Raw genomic sequence first — 13,791 nt, forward strand, 5'->3', positions numbered from 1 at the left:
CTTCGGCGATCGGGACCATCCCCGCGTGCGCGGGGAGCACCCGCCGAGCCTCCCACGTGACGCCTTGGCCGAGGGACCATCCCCGCGTGCGCGGGGAGCACTCCCTGAGAGGACGAAGCGTGTCGGACAGCCAGGGACCATCCCCGCGTGCGCGGGGAGCACGACGAAGGGCACGGCCTTGGCATCTGGATCCTGGGACCATCCCCGCGTGCGCGGGGAGCACTAGGCGGTCGCCATGCAGGCCATCGCCCTCCAGGGACCATCCCCGCGTGCGCGGGGAGCACGGCTGGGTCAAGTTCGACCTGCACCCCACCTGGGGACCATCCCCGCGTGCGCGGGGAGCACTGAGCGTCACGCTTGTCGAGCGTCTTGCGGGTGGGACCATCCCCGCGTGCGCGGGGAGCACGATAGTCAGGGCCGCTGTCTACTGATCCAAGGGGGGACCATCCCCGCGTGCGCGGGGAGCACACCGGTTCGACATCCACCGGGGCGACGTGGCGAGGACCATCCCCGCGTGCGCGGGGAGCACGTCCAGGCGTACGGACGGGCGGCGTCCACCGGGGGACCATCCCCGCGTGCGCGGGGAGCACATCCCTCAACCCCTCAGGAGCTGCCTCATGGCGGGACCATCCCCGCGTGCGCGGGGAGCACAAGATCGATCCCGACAGCGTGCCGGACCAGGTGGGACCATCCCCGCGTGCGCGGGGAGCACCGTGCCCTAATCACGGGCCGGAGGCCGAACATAGGACCATCCCCGCGTGCGCGGGGAGCACATGGATGACACGCCATATCGCCCGGCCAGATCGGGACCATCCCCGCGTGCGCGGGGAGCACGCACGGGTCTCTCCCTCCGTCTTGAGGTAGTCGGGACCATCCCCGCGTGCGCGGGGAGCACCGGTGCAGGACCAGGGCGCGGCCACGCCGCAGGGGACCATCCCCGCGTGCGCGGGGAGCACCGGTGCAGGACCAGGGCGCGGCCACGCCGCAGGGGACCATCCCCGCGTGCGCGGGGAGCACGAGGCAGCCTCGCAGATCGTCGGCCGGATGGCGGGACCATCCCCGCGTGCGCGGGGAGCACTCGGCAGGGGTCGCACAGTGTGCCTGCGCCGAGGGACCATCCCCGCGTGCGCGGGGAGCACACGGCGGTCGAGGTGCCCGTCGTGCAGCTGCCGGGACCATCCCCGCGTGCGCGGGGAGCACACACATCTAGTGAGAGGGGCGCCATGTCGACGGGGACCATCCCCGCGTGCGCGGGGAGCACACCGAGGGCGAGAGCACCAGGGCGCCGCTGCTGGGACCATCCCCGCGTGCGCGGGGAGCACAAGGCCCAGGCCGCCGAGCAGGACAAGGACCGGGGACCATCCCCGCGTGCGCGGGGAGCACAAGCACGGCGGCGACCCCAAAAAGGACAAGCCGGGACCATCCCCGCGTGCGCGGGGAGCACACGGCCACCTCCGAACGCGTCATCAAGAAGGCGGGACCATCCCCGCGTGCGCGGGGAGCACCCGAACGGCCCGTCTGCGTCGGCTCGGAGCTTGGGACCATCCCCGCGTGCGCGGGGAGCACAAGTACTTCGTCCGGGTTTACGACGACCGCCCGGGACCATCCCCGCGTGCGCGGGGAGCACGACTCTGCCTCTCGTCAGCGACCGCTACGCGCGGGACCATCCCCGCGTGCGCGGGGAGCACCCAGCGGGAGCGACCGATGCGGGTGCAGGTCTGGGACCATCCCCGCGTGCGCGGGGAGCACTCTCGCTGACCTGCGACGTTGTCCGCGGTTGGGCTCGGAATTGAGCACTTCCATAGAAAAGGGCATAGCGGACATTCTGGTTATCAAGCTGCTGATTCAGTCCTCCCCAGGCTGCATCATCGGCAGCGTAGCGGGCAACTTGGCTCCGCTCCCCGCAAGATGTGGCCGTGTGCGCCAGCCTTATTGGCGAAATGCTGATATCTCGACAGGCTCATGCACTTTAATAGCTCCCATGCTCGATGAGGCGGCACCCCATTCCGCATTTGTTGAGGGTTTGTCCGAAAGAGCCCGAACTGTCTGGGCGAAGCATGATCGGGATACCGATGGGTGGTTACCGCTGTGGCGGCACTTCGCTGACAGCGGCGCAGTGGCTGGTCTTCTATGGGATCGATGGTTACCGCTGCAGGTGAAACGAGTAATCGCTGACGGGTTTCCCGCAGGCTTGGAGGATGGGCGCCAGCTGGCGGTATGGCTGGCGATCACTCACGACATCGGTAAGGCGAGCCCGGCATTTGCTTGCCAGGTGGAATCACTCGCAGACGCGATGCGGGCTGTCGGGTTGGACATGCCGCCGTACAAGGAATTCCTCGATCGGAAGCTGGGCCCGCATGGTCTGGTGGGTCAGCTCCTCATGCAGGACTGGTTGATCGAGCGGTACAGCTGGTTGCGGTCTGACACGTTGCAGTTGGGCGTCGTCACCGGTGGCCATCATGGGGTTCCGCCAGCGGCTTCGGACATCAAGGCGCTGACTGATCACCCGGACCTCATGCGGACTCCCGGCTGTGCGTCTGCGTGGCGGGACGTGCAATGGGAGCTTCTGGATCACTGTGCCGAGGTGTGCGGGGTGGGAGACGCCCTGGCCAGCTGGCGGACAGTCCGTCTCTCGCAGCCCGCGCAGGCGCTGCTGACCGGTCTGGTCATTGTCGCCGACTGGATCGCCAGTAATCCGGATCTCTTTCCGTACTTCCCTGATGCGGAACGTGTCAGTGACCGGGAACGGGCGGAGTCGGCGTGGCGCGGTCTGGACCTTCCGGAGCTGTGGCAGCCATCCGAGCCGACCGGCTCTCCGGAAGTGGTGTTCGCATCACGGTTCCAACTGCCGGAAGGAAGCCGGATTCGGCCGGTGCAGGAACTGGCGGTTCAGGTAGCTCGCAGCATGTCGACGCCTGGGCTGCTCGTGATCGAAGCGCCGATGGGCGAGGGGAAGACGGAGGCGGCACTGGCTGTGGCGGAGATCTTCGCCGCGAGATCTGGTGCTGGCGGATGCTTTGTCGCGCTGCCCACCATGGCAACTGGCAACGCCATGTTCCCGCGGATGCTGGAATGGCTGAGGCGGGTTCCCGACGCGCGGCCTGCTTCGGGGCGGCGGTCCGTGCTACTGGCGCACTCCAAGGCCGCGCTCAACGACGACTACGTTGCACTGATGCGGGCCGGCAGGCGTGACGTGCGGGGCGTCGAGATGGACGGCGGCGCCGGCGAATGGCGGCCCGGTGTCGACCGGTCGGTAGCCTCTGCCGAACTTGTGGCGCATCAATGGCTGCGCGGGCGCAAGAAGGGGATGCTGTCATCGTTCGTGGTCGGAACGATCGACCAACTGCTGTTCATGGGGTTGAAGAGTCGCCATCTTGCGCTGCGTCACCTGGCGCTCGCGGGCAAGGTCGTCGTCATTGACGAGGCGCACGCTTACGACACCCACATGAACTCCTACCTCGATCGCGTGCTGTCGTGGCTGGGTGCCTACCGGGTGCCGGTCGTGGTCTTGTCGGCGACGCTACCGGCGGCCCGCCGTCGCGAGCTGGTCGAAGCGTATGCGGGAAGGGTGGCCGCTGAGAGTGACCTCGCCGCGGTGGAGCAGGCTCGCGGATATCCGCTGCTCTCGGCCATTGAGTGGGACGGCAAGATCGCGAGCAAGACGGCTGAGGCGTCCGGACGGGTCATCCGCGTTCATGTGGAGCGATTGGATGATGATCTAACAGTTTTGGGGGAGCGGCTTGCCCGAGAGTTAGCGGGCGGAGGATGCGCGCTGGTTGTCCGGAATACCGTGGATCGCGTGCTGGAGACAGCTGTCTATTTGCGCGACATATTCGGCGAGGAGAATGTCAGTATTGCGCATGCCCGTTTCGTCGATATCGACAGGGCGGACAAAGATGACGATCTATTGAAGCGGTTCGGTCCGCCGGAGAAAAGCCGAGAACATCGGCCTCCAGGCCGTCACGTCGTAGTGGCGAGTTCCGTGGCGGAACAGTCTCTGGACATCGACTTCGATCTGCTGGTCTCCGACCTCTGTCCGGTGGACCTGCTCCTGCAGCGGATGGGACGGCTCCACAGGCACGTACGTGGCCAGGAGCAGAGCGATCGCCCCGAGAATCTCCGGACGGCACGATGCCTGCTGACCGGCGTCGAGTGGGACTCGGCGCCCCCCAAGCCAGTGCGCGGCTCCACACTGATCTACCGCGATCACGCGCTGTTGCGGTCTGCGGCGGTGCTCGAACCGTACCTGTCGGGGACGGCAGGTAGTGGGCACGTCGTGCGGCTTCCGGAGGACATCAGTCCGCTCGTCCAGGACGCTTACGGCAGCGGCTCGGTCGGACCTCCCGAGTGGCAGGACGCGATGGCGAAGGCGGCAGCCGCTCAGGAACTGCATCAAGTCAGGCAGGAGGAGGCCGCGCAGGACTTCCAGATCAAGGATGTCGGCCGAACTGGTCGCCCGCTGCTGGGCTGGGTCGACGCCGGCGTGGGTGACGCGGACGACACGCGCCGTGGCCGTGCGCAGGTGCGCGACAGCCGCGAGACCCTGGAAGTGTTGGTGGTGCAGCAGCGGGCCAACGGCGCCTGGGCGACCTTGCCTGACCTGTCGAAGAAGCGCAACGGGTTGGCGTTGCCGACGGACGCGATCCCTCAACCAAAGCTCGCTCGGGTCGTCGCTGGTTGCGGGCTGCGTCTGCCTTACCACTTCTCCTTTCCCGCCGTTCTGGACAAGGCCATCGGGGAACTGGAAGGCAACTACGTCCACGCTTGGCAGGCCAAGGACAGTTACTGGCTGGCCGGGGAGCTGATCCTGGTCCTCGACGAAAACTGTCGTACTCGACTGGCAGGCTACGACCTGCGCTACACGTCCACCGATGGTCTGGAGGTGACTCGTGCCGAGTGAGCCTGCGGCGGCATCGTTCGACCTGACACGGCAGCGGTGGCTGCCGGTTCAACGCTGTGACGGCAGTGAGGACGAGCTGTCACTTCGCGAAGTGTTCGCTCAGGCAGATGACCTGCGGCGCCTGGTGGGGGATGTGCCGACCCAGGAGTTCGCGCTGCTGCGGCTGCTCCTGGCGATCCTGCACGACGCCGTCGACGGGCCGACGGACATCGCCGACTGGCAAGAACTGTGGGACGACGGGCTTCCCCTCGAACGCATCACGGGCTACCTGGATCAGCACCGCGAACGGTTCGACCTGCTCCACTCCAGCCAGCCCTTCTGCCAGACAGCGGAGTTGCGCACGGCGAAAGGCGAAGTGAACGCGCTGGATCGCATCGTTGCCGACGTGCCCAACGGTTTGCCGTTCTTCACGATGCGCGGCCGAGGAGTAGACCGTCTCGCTTTTGCGGAGGCAGCACGCTGGCTGGTACACGCGCATGCCTTCGACACCTCCGGCATCAAGACCGGCGTGGTCGGCGACCCCCGTGCCAAGGGCGGACGTGCGTACCCCCAAGGCGTGGCCTGGGCCGGTAACCTGGGCGGCGTCTTCGCCGAGGGGGAGACCCTGAGACAGACGTTGCTGCTCAACCTGGTCGCGTTCGACACGGACAATCTCCGCAGCAAGCCGGACCAGGACCGGCCGGCCTGGCGGCGTCCGCCCAACAGACCAGGTGAGACTGACCCCCTGGAGCTGAGCCGCCGCCCCGCTGGGCTCAGAGATCTCTACACCTGGCAGTCCCGCCGGGTGCGGCTCTTCCACGACGGCCAGGCGGTCACAGGAGTGATCCTCACCTATGGCGATCCACTCGCTCCGCAGAACAAGCATCAGCACGAGCCGATGACCGCCTGGCGACGCAGCCCGGCTCAGGAGAAGAAGCTTGGTCTAGCCCAGGTCTACCTACCGCGGGAGCACGACGTCAGTCGCAGCGCCTGGCAGGGTCTGGGGGCTCTTGTCGCAGGTCGCGTAGCCGGTGCCGAGCAGCGGGGTGAAGCCGCGGACATCGTTCGTCCCCGGATCCTCGACTGGGTCGCCCGCCTGACCGTCGAGAGCGATCTGCCATCCGCCTACCTCATCCGGGCGCGCTTGATCGGCGCCCGCTATGGAACCCAGCAGTCCGTCATCGACGAAATCGTCGATGACGCGGTCACCATGCCCGTGGTGCTGCTCCACGCACAGGACCATCGCCTCGGACAGGCGGCGATCGACGCGGTCGCCGACGCAGAGGGCGCCGTCGCAATCCTTGCCGATTTCGCAGGCGATCTTGCCCGAGCCGGAGGGGACGATCCAGAGCCGCGGCGAGAAGCCGCACGTCACCAAGGGTTCGCCACGCTGGATGGAGCGTTCCGCACATGGCTGGCCGCCATAAAGCCGGATGACGACGCCCAGGAGCGCAGGATGGCGTGGCAGCGGCAGGCGTACGAGATCGTCAGTCGCCTCGGGAACGAGCTGCTGCGTGCGGCGGGGGACGCCGCTTGGGAGGGGCGGGTGGTCGCGACGAAGAAAGGCCAGAGCCTTTGGCTGACCGCCTCCTACTCTGATCTGCTCTTCCGCGCTCGGTTGCGCTCCGCCCTCCCCGCAGCGGCGCCGGAGGAACGTGAACCCCTTCCAGGCGCCGACGAACTCCCCGAAACCGTGGAGGCCTCATCATGATCCCATCCTCGCCCCCGGCGGCGACTGCACGGCATCCGGTCGCCGACCTCGTCGGCGACGTGGCCGCTGCCTACGTCAACGAGTTGCAGAAGGGATATCGGGCCGATCGCAGTAGCGCCGTCGCCGCGTTGGCGCAGTTGCGCCGAGGGGCAGGCAAGTTGCCCGAGGAAGTGCCGGAGCTGTGGGGGATGGCGGGGACGGAACGGCTCTACAGCGCACAGGCGCTCCCGGAGAGGGAAGCACTCAAGGCCGAGTTTGCGCTATTCGCCGCTATTACCCTGTACGCCCTTCACCAGCAGTCCAAGTCTGACCAGAATATGCACCAGACAAGGGCGGAGCTGGGAGCGGCGGTGCGCCGCCTCATGCCTGGTAGCACGCTCGACGAGCCGATCCGCCGTCGCTTCGTCCGCCTCGGCACCGCCACCACGCCAAAGGTCCTCACCGAGCGGCTCCGGGAAGTTGTCATTCTGCTGCGCAATGCCTCGGTTCCGCTCGACTACGGGATCCTTGCCCGGCAGCTGTACCAGGCACAAGACCCCGATGGCCTTCGGCAAGTGCGGCAGCGCTGGGGCCGCAGTTTCCACTCCTACCGTCCCGCCGGCCCGCGTACCGACGCAGACACGGCTGCTTCCTCCGACAAGGACATCTGATGATCCGGACCATCCTCGAAGTCCACGCGCTGCAGACCGTCCCACCCAGCTGCCTGAACCGCGACGACACCGGCACGCCCAAGACGGCGGTGTATGGCGGCGTGCGCCGCGCCCGAGTCTCCAGCCAGGCATGGAAGCGGGCCACGCGGCAAGGCTTCCACAATCTTCTGGATCCGAGCGAGCTCGGCGTGCGCACCAGGCGGGTGGCGGAACTGCTCGCTGAGCGCATCCGCAAGCTGGACGGTTCGATCGAGCAGGCCGATGCGTGGACGCTCGCGGCCGACACCATCCAGGCTGCCACCGGCTCGAAGATCGAGGTCCCGAAGAGGAGAGAGCAGTCCTCTCGCAGCGACGCAGGAGTGAGTGCCGCCGCTCCGGAGTCGAAGTACCTCATGTTCCTGAGCGCTCATCAGCTCGACGGTCTGGCAGAGATCGCGGTCAAGGCTCACGGGTCGGGCGGCAAGGACTACTTCAAGGACAAGGCTGTCAAGGATCAGGCCAAGCGGATCGCGAACACGCGGCACTCCGTCGACATCGCCCTTTTCGGCCGCATGATTGCCGATGGGGCGGACATCAACGTGGACGCCGCGGCCCAGGTGGCGCACGCCATCAGCGTGCATCGGGTGGACAACGAGTCCGACTATTACACAGCGGTTGACGACTACAAGGAACGCGAGGACGACGACCTGGGGGCCGGCATGATCGGCACGGTCGAGTTCAACTCTGCCACCCTCTATCGCTACGCCGCGGTGGACGTCGACCTCCTGCGCCGCAACCTCGGCGCGGGACTCCGCGACGACGAGCCGGTCACCGAACCCATTCGCAGAGCAGTGGAGGCGTTCATCCAGTGCTTCCTGACATCTCTGCCGACCGGAAAGATCAACACCTTCGGCAACCACACCTTGCCTGATGCCGTCGTGGTGAAACTGCGCGATTCTCGACCCGTCAACCTCGTCGCGGCGTTCGAGGAGCCCTGCCTAGCCAACCCAGAAACAGGTGGCCACATGCGGCAGGCGGCTGAGGCGCTCGTCTCCTACCTCACGGACATCGAGACGAGTTATGGCATCGGAGAGGGCGATCCTGCCTGGGTTCTGCGGGTCGGAAGGAATACCGAAGCCCTGACCAGTCTCGGTTCAAGCCTTCCGATGCCCGACCTGATCGCCGCCGTGGGCGCGGAAGTCGTGCGGAGGCAGGACCAGGCATGAGCGTCCTGCTGTTGCAGCTAGCAGGGCCGCTTCAATCGTGGGGATCGACCTCGCGCTTCTCCCGCCGGTCCACTGAAGCGGCGCCGACCAAGAGCGGAGTGGTCGGGCTGCTCGCGTCCGCCCTGGGGCGTGAGCGCACAGAGGACCTCAGTGACTTGGCGGCCATGCGCTTTGGGGTTCGCGTGGACCAACCCGGCACGTTGCTGCGCGATTTTCACACCGCCCACCACTTCACGACCGGCGAGGCCGCTCCGGTGTCGGAGCGGTTCTATTTGGCGGATGCGGTGTTCGTGGCCGGGGTCGAGGGTGACGGTGCGCTCATCGACGAACTGCGGCAAGCGCTACAGACGCCGGTCTTCCTGCCGTACCTGGGGCGGCGCTCTTGCCCGCCGTCTCGGCCGGTGTACCTCGGGGTTCGCGAGGAGCCCAGCTTGCTGGAGGCGCTGAACCAGGAGCGGTGGCACGCCGCTCGCTGGTACCAACGACGGCGTCGCAACGAGCACCAGGTTGAACTCGAAATCCTCATAGAGGCCGAGATCGGGGACGGACCCGTGGACAACCTGCGGGACCAACCGGTCAGCTTCAACCCGCTACACCGTCAATACCGTCTGCGTGGCGTCCACCGCCCGCCGAGGGCCCGCGTCGCCAACCCAGCCGCCCGCCCCGTCCACGATCCCATCGCCGCTCTCGGGAGCGCATGATGTTCCTGACCCGGTTCCGCTTCAACACCGCTCGGCTCGGTGCCCGGCGCCTGTTGTCGTCGCCGCAGCGGCTGCACGCCGCGATCATGTTCGCGTTCGCCGAACCCATGTCCCAGGACAGCGCAGGCCCCCGAGTCCTCTGGCGGATTGATCGCGACAGCCGCGCCGAGACATATCTCTTCATCGTCAGCCCGGCCAAACCGGATCTGACTCATCTCGTGGAAGAAGCCGGATGGCCGGAGACCGGGCGGTGGCAGACCCACGATTACGAGCCCCTGCTATCCCGGCTGGCCAAGGGAGACATCTGGTCATTTCGCCTGACTGCCAACCCCGTGCATAGCATCCGTCGCACTGCTGACGAGCCAACCAAGATCACTGCGCATGTTGGCCGGCGCCACCAGATGGACTGGCTCCTTCAGCGCCAGGAGAAGTCTGGATTCGTGGTTCTCGAAAAGCCGCCGGAGCAGCGCCTGCATGATGAGCTCGATCAATACGAACTCGCCGTACGCGACCGCCGGCAGCTCGACTTCACCAAGGCAGGACAGCGAAAGCCCGTCACCCTAGTCACTGTCACCTTCGACGGACGGTTGCAGGTGACCGACCCCGACGCCTTCCGCCAAACCCTCACCAGAGGACTGGGCAAAGCAAAGGCGTACGGCTGCGGCCTGATGACCCTCGCCGAGGCGTGAACGATGGCCACCGTTGGCCAGCGCGGCCAGTCGTCGCCACGAGAGCTCACCCGGATGGGAGATCGTATCTCCTTCATCTATCTGGAACGCTGCATCCTGCACCGGGAAGACAACGCCATCACGGCCGAGGACGCTCATGGCACCACTCACATCCCCGCCGCAACAATCGGGACACTGCTGCTCGGGCCTGGCACCCGAGTCACTCACCAGGCGATGAGCCTGCTCGGCGACAGCGGAGCCGGCGTGGTGTGGGTAGGCGAGCAGGGCGTTCGCTTCTACTCCGGTGGAAGATCGCTCAACCGCTCGTCGTCCCTGGTCGAGGCGCAAGCCGTTAAGTGGGCCAATCGGCGTACTCGCCTTGAAGTGGCTCGCGAGATGTACCGCATGCGGTTCCCCGGCGAGGACCCATCGGCCCTGACCCGGCACGAACTCCTCGGCAGAGAAGGCCGCAGGGTCAAAGAGCACTATCGCAAGGAAGCCGAACGCGTAGGGCTTCAGTGGAACGGCAGGGTCTACATCCCCGGAGACTTCAGCGCAGGCGATCCACTGAACCAGGCGGTCACCGCGGCAGCCCAATGCATGTACGGCGTTGCTCAAACCACGGTGGCCGCGCTCGGCTGCTCCCCTGGGCTGGGGTTCATCCACTCCGGGCACGAACTCGCGTTCGTCCTCGACATCGCAGACCTCTACAAGACGGAGATCGCCATTCCGGTGGCCTTCGAGGAGGCGGCGCACAGTCCGGAAGATGTTGGATCACGCACACGTCGCGCTATTCGCGACAGAATTAACAAGCTCGGGCTGCTCAAACGGTGTGTTGATGACATCAAGCGCCTGCTCCTGGCGGGCGCTGATGCCAGTACGGGCGCTTTGGACGAGGACGTCGACCGAGTGCTCTTGCAGAGCGATCACGGCATCGAGTTGGAGTCGGGTCGCAATTACGCCGATGAGGTGCCCTGGTGACCGTCATCGTGCTCACCCGATGCCCGGTTGGCCTGCGGGGTTTCCTGACTCGCTGGCTTATGGAGATCGCTCCCGGCGTGTTCATCGGAGGCCCGTCAGCGCGCGTTCGCGAGCAACTGTGGCTACAGGTTCAGCAGTACGCCGACACCGGCCGTGCGCTTCTCGCTTACACCACGGACAACGAACAGGGTTTCGCCTTCGAGACGCATGACCACAAGTGGCACCCCATCGACCACGAGGGGCTCATCCTGCTACGCCGGCCGAAGGAGCAACAGGAGCAGCCCACCTCCGAACCGCCCCGTAACTGGAGCCGGGCAGCCAAACGCCGTCGCTACGGGCAGCGTTGATCCGCTGTGTTCTGATGGCTCAGCTGGCGCTGCTCTGCCAGGCTCCAAAACCAAGGCAAAATGTCCGGATTCTTCAAAGCGCTCAAAAACGCCCTTGGCGCGGAGCAATTATGCAGGTCAGCAAGAGTGCTCCCCGCGCACGCGGGGATGGTCCCCGCGGTTGACATTTCCGCAGGTCAGAGCGGGTGTGCTCCCCGCGCACGCGGGGATGGTCCCGTGAAGTAGCCCTCGAACCGGGTCACCGGGCTGGTGCTCCCCGCGCACGCGGGGATGGTCCCGGACCCGCGCCCTTGTGCTTGGTCTGCAGAGCGTGCTCCCCGCGCACGCGGGGATGGTCCCTCCCGCGATGGCTACGAACGTCGGCCCCGCCCGTGCTCCCCGCGCAAGCGGGGATGGTCCCAACCCGAGCAACAGCAGCTACGCCGCTGGGTCGTGCACCCCGCGCACGCGGGGATGGTCCCTCCATCCCGAGTACCAGAACCGCGTGACGAAGGTGCTCCCCGCCACACGGGAATGGTCCCAGCACAGCGCCGATCAGCCAGTCGATCGCGAGGGGCTCCATGTGCATGCAGGGAGAGTCTCCTTCTGGACTCCCGCAGTTCGCAAAAATGGGGCGGGATACAGCGTGAACGTGCTCCTATGCATTTCCTCTAATGCGTTGATATCAGGACGTTCATCCCGTGGAGCGGCCTGCATCCGGTAGGCGCCTCAAGCTGGAGGTAAATATTGGCCGTGCAGATTTCCCGTTAATGGCTGCCCTGAATTGTGAGGTGCATGCTCATGTCCCGCCCTGTTAAGCCGGGTGACCAGCAGTGGGCGGGCGGCCTTTTTGGGTCGTGAGCACAAGTGCGTGAAAGTGGAAGTAGATCGGCAGCGTCCATGCTACGGTCGGCTCCATGACAGACTTCGGAACACGGGAAGCGGAGATCTATGAGTAGGGAACCTCGGCCCATCCTCGAGCTAGAAGCCTTTGTGCTTCTACTGTGTGCGATGCTGATAGGTGCTGCAGCGGGTGCGCTCACCTATATGTCCGGTACTGGGGTGCCTCGGGCTCTGATTACTAGCGGGGCTGCAGCAGGGGCGGGACTCCTCTGGGCAAGGGCGGTGATTGGTCCCCGAGGGAGGAAGTAGGGGAACGCCTCGACCATGCTCCCTTGTTCGTAGGGTCGCTTCCGCTCGGATGCCATGGGGAAGGGTGAGGCCATCTCTGAGCTCGTGGGATAGTTTGAACGGGTGGATGGGCGTTCAGGGTGTGACAACCGTTCCTGCTCGCCCAGGACGGCATCGGAGGTGAGTGCTAGACCTCCTGCAGTTGGCTTCTGTGAGCTGGAGGAGTGTAGGCGATCGATGGCGAAGCGTGGCCGATAGCGAATTCCGTACAAGCAGTAGTACTGTCTCTTCGCCTTAAACGATCGCACGGAGCCGGGGCAACAATGCTCCCCGTGTACACGGGGATGAACCCACGGGAAGCGGGTTGGAAAGGTGCTCCCCGCGCATGCGGGGAATGGTGAGTATATGTATCTAGGCAAGGCGGAGGGCATCGGCCGGCCCTCCGCCTTCTTGGGTAGTGCTTAGCTTAACCACTTGAGTTCGTTCGAGGTATGCTATTCATCTCCTCGAAAATGCAGAGCGATAGACCTAGTGGCATTGTAGGTCAAAAGGCGTGCTCCCCTATACGCGAGAGAATCCCGTGCAGGGTAGGCCGAGCTGGGTGGGCGTACGTTCACTGTGCACACGGGGCGAGTAAGAGGGCCGGGATGTGCTGACCTAGATGATTTAGGTTATATCCCTCTGGGATGGGATATCCCAAACGAGAATTGTCCGGTCAGCGGGCAGGACCCGGTTGCGCTTGCGTGGCTGCTTGATGACGAACACCGGAACGCCCTCGGGGATGTCCAGTTCCTTCCGCTCGTCGGGCGACGGCATGCGGGCCGTAACCTCTGCTGTGTGCTCCACCGCGACCCGTTCAACGGGCACTTGCGGGCGGACGTAGGAGCCATCACGCTTCACGGTGACGATCAGCCCCTCGCCGCGCAGCACCCCGAGTGCCTGCCGTACGGCGACGCGGCCGAGCTCGTACTGCTGCATCAGTCGAGTCTCTGAGGGGAGTGCCTGGCCAGCCTTGAGCCGCCCCGCTGCGATGTCCTCGCGGATGATGTCGGCGAGCTGGCGGTGCACCGGTCGATCGGAACCGAAGTCGATCACAGTAGATCATCATCACAACACCACTACCTCATATGGTCTAGTAGGCATATGCTCATAAGCGTTTACGTGCAGGAACGTTGCCACACCGCAAGGTGAGAGGTCGGCTCAATGGCTAAAGCGTCAGGTCGTCAGATAGATGACTGGCCATGTCCAGGGTTCTCCGTCCACCCCTCTGATCGAGTCACCGCTCCGAGAATCTCCATCGACTGGGTGATAGGGGACCGGCTCAAGGACCATCGTTCGGCCCACCAGCGGGTTCTCGACTACACCTGTGCATGCTCGGAGATCGCGTACGAGTTGCTGGGCAGCGGCGGTACGTATCTGTTCCGCCGCACCGACCGAACCGCTCCCTCCGTCGTCGCATACGCTGGCCCCTGGCGATGGGCCCAAGCGGCCCCTCTGTGGCGACTGCTTCTCTCGGGTGAGGCTCGCTGATGGCACCGC

General features: G+C 65.7%; 9 protein-coding genes and 2 CRISPR repeat arrays (1 of these 11 only partly in view). Of the genes, 8 read left to right on the forward strand and 1 reads right to left on the reverse strand.

What is annotated here, in order from left to right; translation table 11 throughout:
• A CRISPR array of direct repeats spans window positions 1-1,749; the repeat unit is 29 nt; unit sequence GGGACCATCCCCGCGTGCGCGGGGAGCAC; it begins 355 nt to the left of the window's first position.
• A gap of 232 nt (window positions 1,750-1,981) precedes the next feature.
• The 8 genes from cas3 to cas2e are packed head-to-tail and all read left to right on the forward strand — an operon-like array spanning window position 1,982 to window position 11,142.
• Window positions 1,982-4,900: a CRISPR-associated helicase Cas3' gene (gene cas3, locus ACIBQ1_RS09095; RefSeq protein ID WP_397275826.1), complete on the forward strand. Its 2,919-nt coding sequence runs from the start codon at window positions 1,982-1,984 to the stop codon at window positions 4,898-4,900.
• On the forward strand, window positions 4,890-6,590 hold the full coding sequence (gene casA, locus ACIBQ1_RS09100) for a type I-E CRISPR-associated protein Cse1/CasA (protein WP_397275828.1): 1,701 nt from the start codon (window positions 4,890-4,892) through the stop codon (window positions 6,588-6,590). Before cas3 ends, casA begins: the two co-directional genes overlap by 11 nt.
• Window positions 6,587-7,240, forward strand: a complete 654-nt coding sequence (gene casB, locus ACIBQ1_RS09105) for a type I-E CRISPR-associated protein Cse2/CasB (protein ID WP_397275830.1) — start codon at window positions 6,587-6,589, stop codon at window positions 7,238-7,240. The genes casA and casB overlap by 4 nt, the downstream gene beginning before the upstream one ends.
• Window positions 7,240-8,445 (forward strand): type I-E CRISPR-associated protein Cas7/Cse4/CasC, encoded by a 1,206-nt coding sequence (gene cas7e / locus ACIBQ1_RS09110; RefSeq protein ID WP_397275832.1) that lies wholly within the window; start codon window positions 7,240-7,242, stop codon window positions 8,443-8,445. The genes casB and cas7e overlap by 1 nt, the downstream gene beginning before the upstream one ends.
• Window positions 8,442-9,146: a type I-E CRISPR-associated protein Cas5/CasD gene (gene cas5e / locus ACIBQ1_RS09115; RefSeq protein WP_397275834.1), complete on the forward strand. Its 705-nt coding sequence runs from the start codon at window positions 8,442-8,444 to the stop codon at window positions 9,144-9,146. Before cas7e ends, cas5e begins: the two co-directional genes overlap by 4 nt.
• Window positions 9,146-9,835: a type I-E CRISPR-associated protein Cas6/Cse3/CasE gene (cas6e, locus tag ACIBQ1_RS09120; protein ID WP_397276738.1), complete on the forward strand. Its 690-nt coding sequence runs from the start codon at window positions 9,146-9,148 to the stop codon at window positions 9,833-9,835. Before cas5e ends, cas6e begins: the two co-directional genes overlap by 1 nt.
• Before the next feature lie 3 nt (window positions 9,836-9,838).
• A complete protein-coding gene (cas1e, locus tag ACIBQ1_RS09125; RefSeq protein ID WP_397275836.1) occupies window positions 9,839-10,795 on the forward strand; it encodes a type I-E CRISPR-associated endonuclease Cas1e in 957 nt (318 codons plus the stop codon).
• Entirely contained in the window at window positions 10,792-11,142 is a 351-nt protein-coding gene (gene cas2e / locus ACIBQ1_RS09130) for a type I-E CRISPR-associated endoribonuclease Cas2e (RefSeq protein ID WP_397275838.1), read from the forward strand. Before cas1e ends, cas2e begins: the two co-directional genes overlap by 4 nt.
• A 126-nt stretch (window positions 11,143-11,268) precedes the next feature.
• A CRISPR array of direct repeats spans window positions 11,269-11,663; the repeat unit is 29 nt; unit sequence GTGCTCCCCGCGCACGCGGGGATGGTCCC.
• A gap of 1,255 nt (window positions 11,664-12,918) precedes the next feature.
• Here the strand turns inward: cas2e and ACIBQ1_RS09135 are convergent.
• On the reverse strand, window positions 12,919-13,347 hold the full coding sequence (locus ACIBQ1_RS09135) for a GntR family transcriptional regulator (RefSeq protein ID WP_397275840.1): 429 nt from the start codon (window positions 13,345-13,347) through the stop codon (window positions 12,919-12,921).
• Window positions 13,348-13,791 lie beyond the last annotated feature (444 nt).

Origin of the sequence: Nonomuraea sp. NPDC050153, assembly GCF_044460125.1 — a bacterium.
Taxonomy (GTDB): domain Bacteria; phylum Actinomycetota; class Actinomycetes; order Streptosporangiales; family Streptosporangiaceae; genus Nonomuraea.

What these genes read in the sequence shown, in the direction of transcription:
- cas3 (WP_397275826.1), top strand. Translation starts at nt 1,982, where the DNA reads ATGCTCGATGAGGCGGCACCCCATTCCGCATTTGTTGAGGGTTTGTCC.
- cas6e (WP_397276738.1), top strand. Translation starts at nt 9,146, where the DNA reads ATGTTCCTGACCCGGTTCCGCTTCAACACCGCTCGGCTCGGTGCCCGG.
- casB (WP_397275830.1), top strand. Translation starts at nt 6,587, where the DNA reads ATGATCCCATCCTCGCCCCCGGCGGCGACTGCACGGCATCCGGTCGCC.
- cas5e (WP_397275834.1), top strand. Translation starts at nt 8,442, where the DNA reads ATGAGCGTCCTGCTGTTGCAGCTAGCAGGGCCGCTTCAATCGTGGGGA.
- cas1e (WP_397275836.1), top strand. Translation starts at nt 9,839, where the DNA reads ATGGCCACCGTTGGCCAGCGCGGCCAGTCGTCGCCACGAGAGCTCACC.
- cas7e (WP_397275832.1), top strand. Translation starts at nt 7,240, where the DNA reads ATGATCCGGACCATCCTCGAAGTCCACGCGCTGCAGACCGTCCCACCC.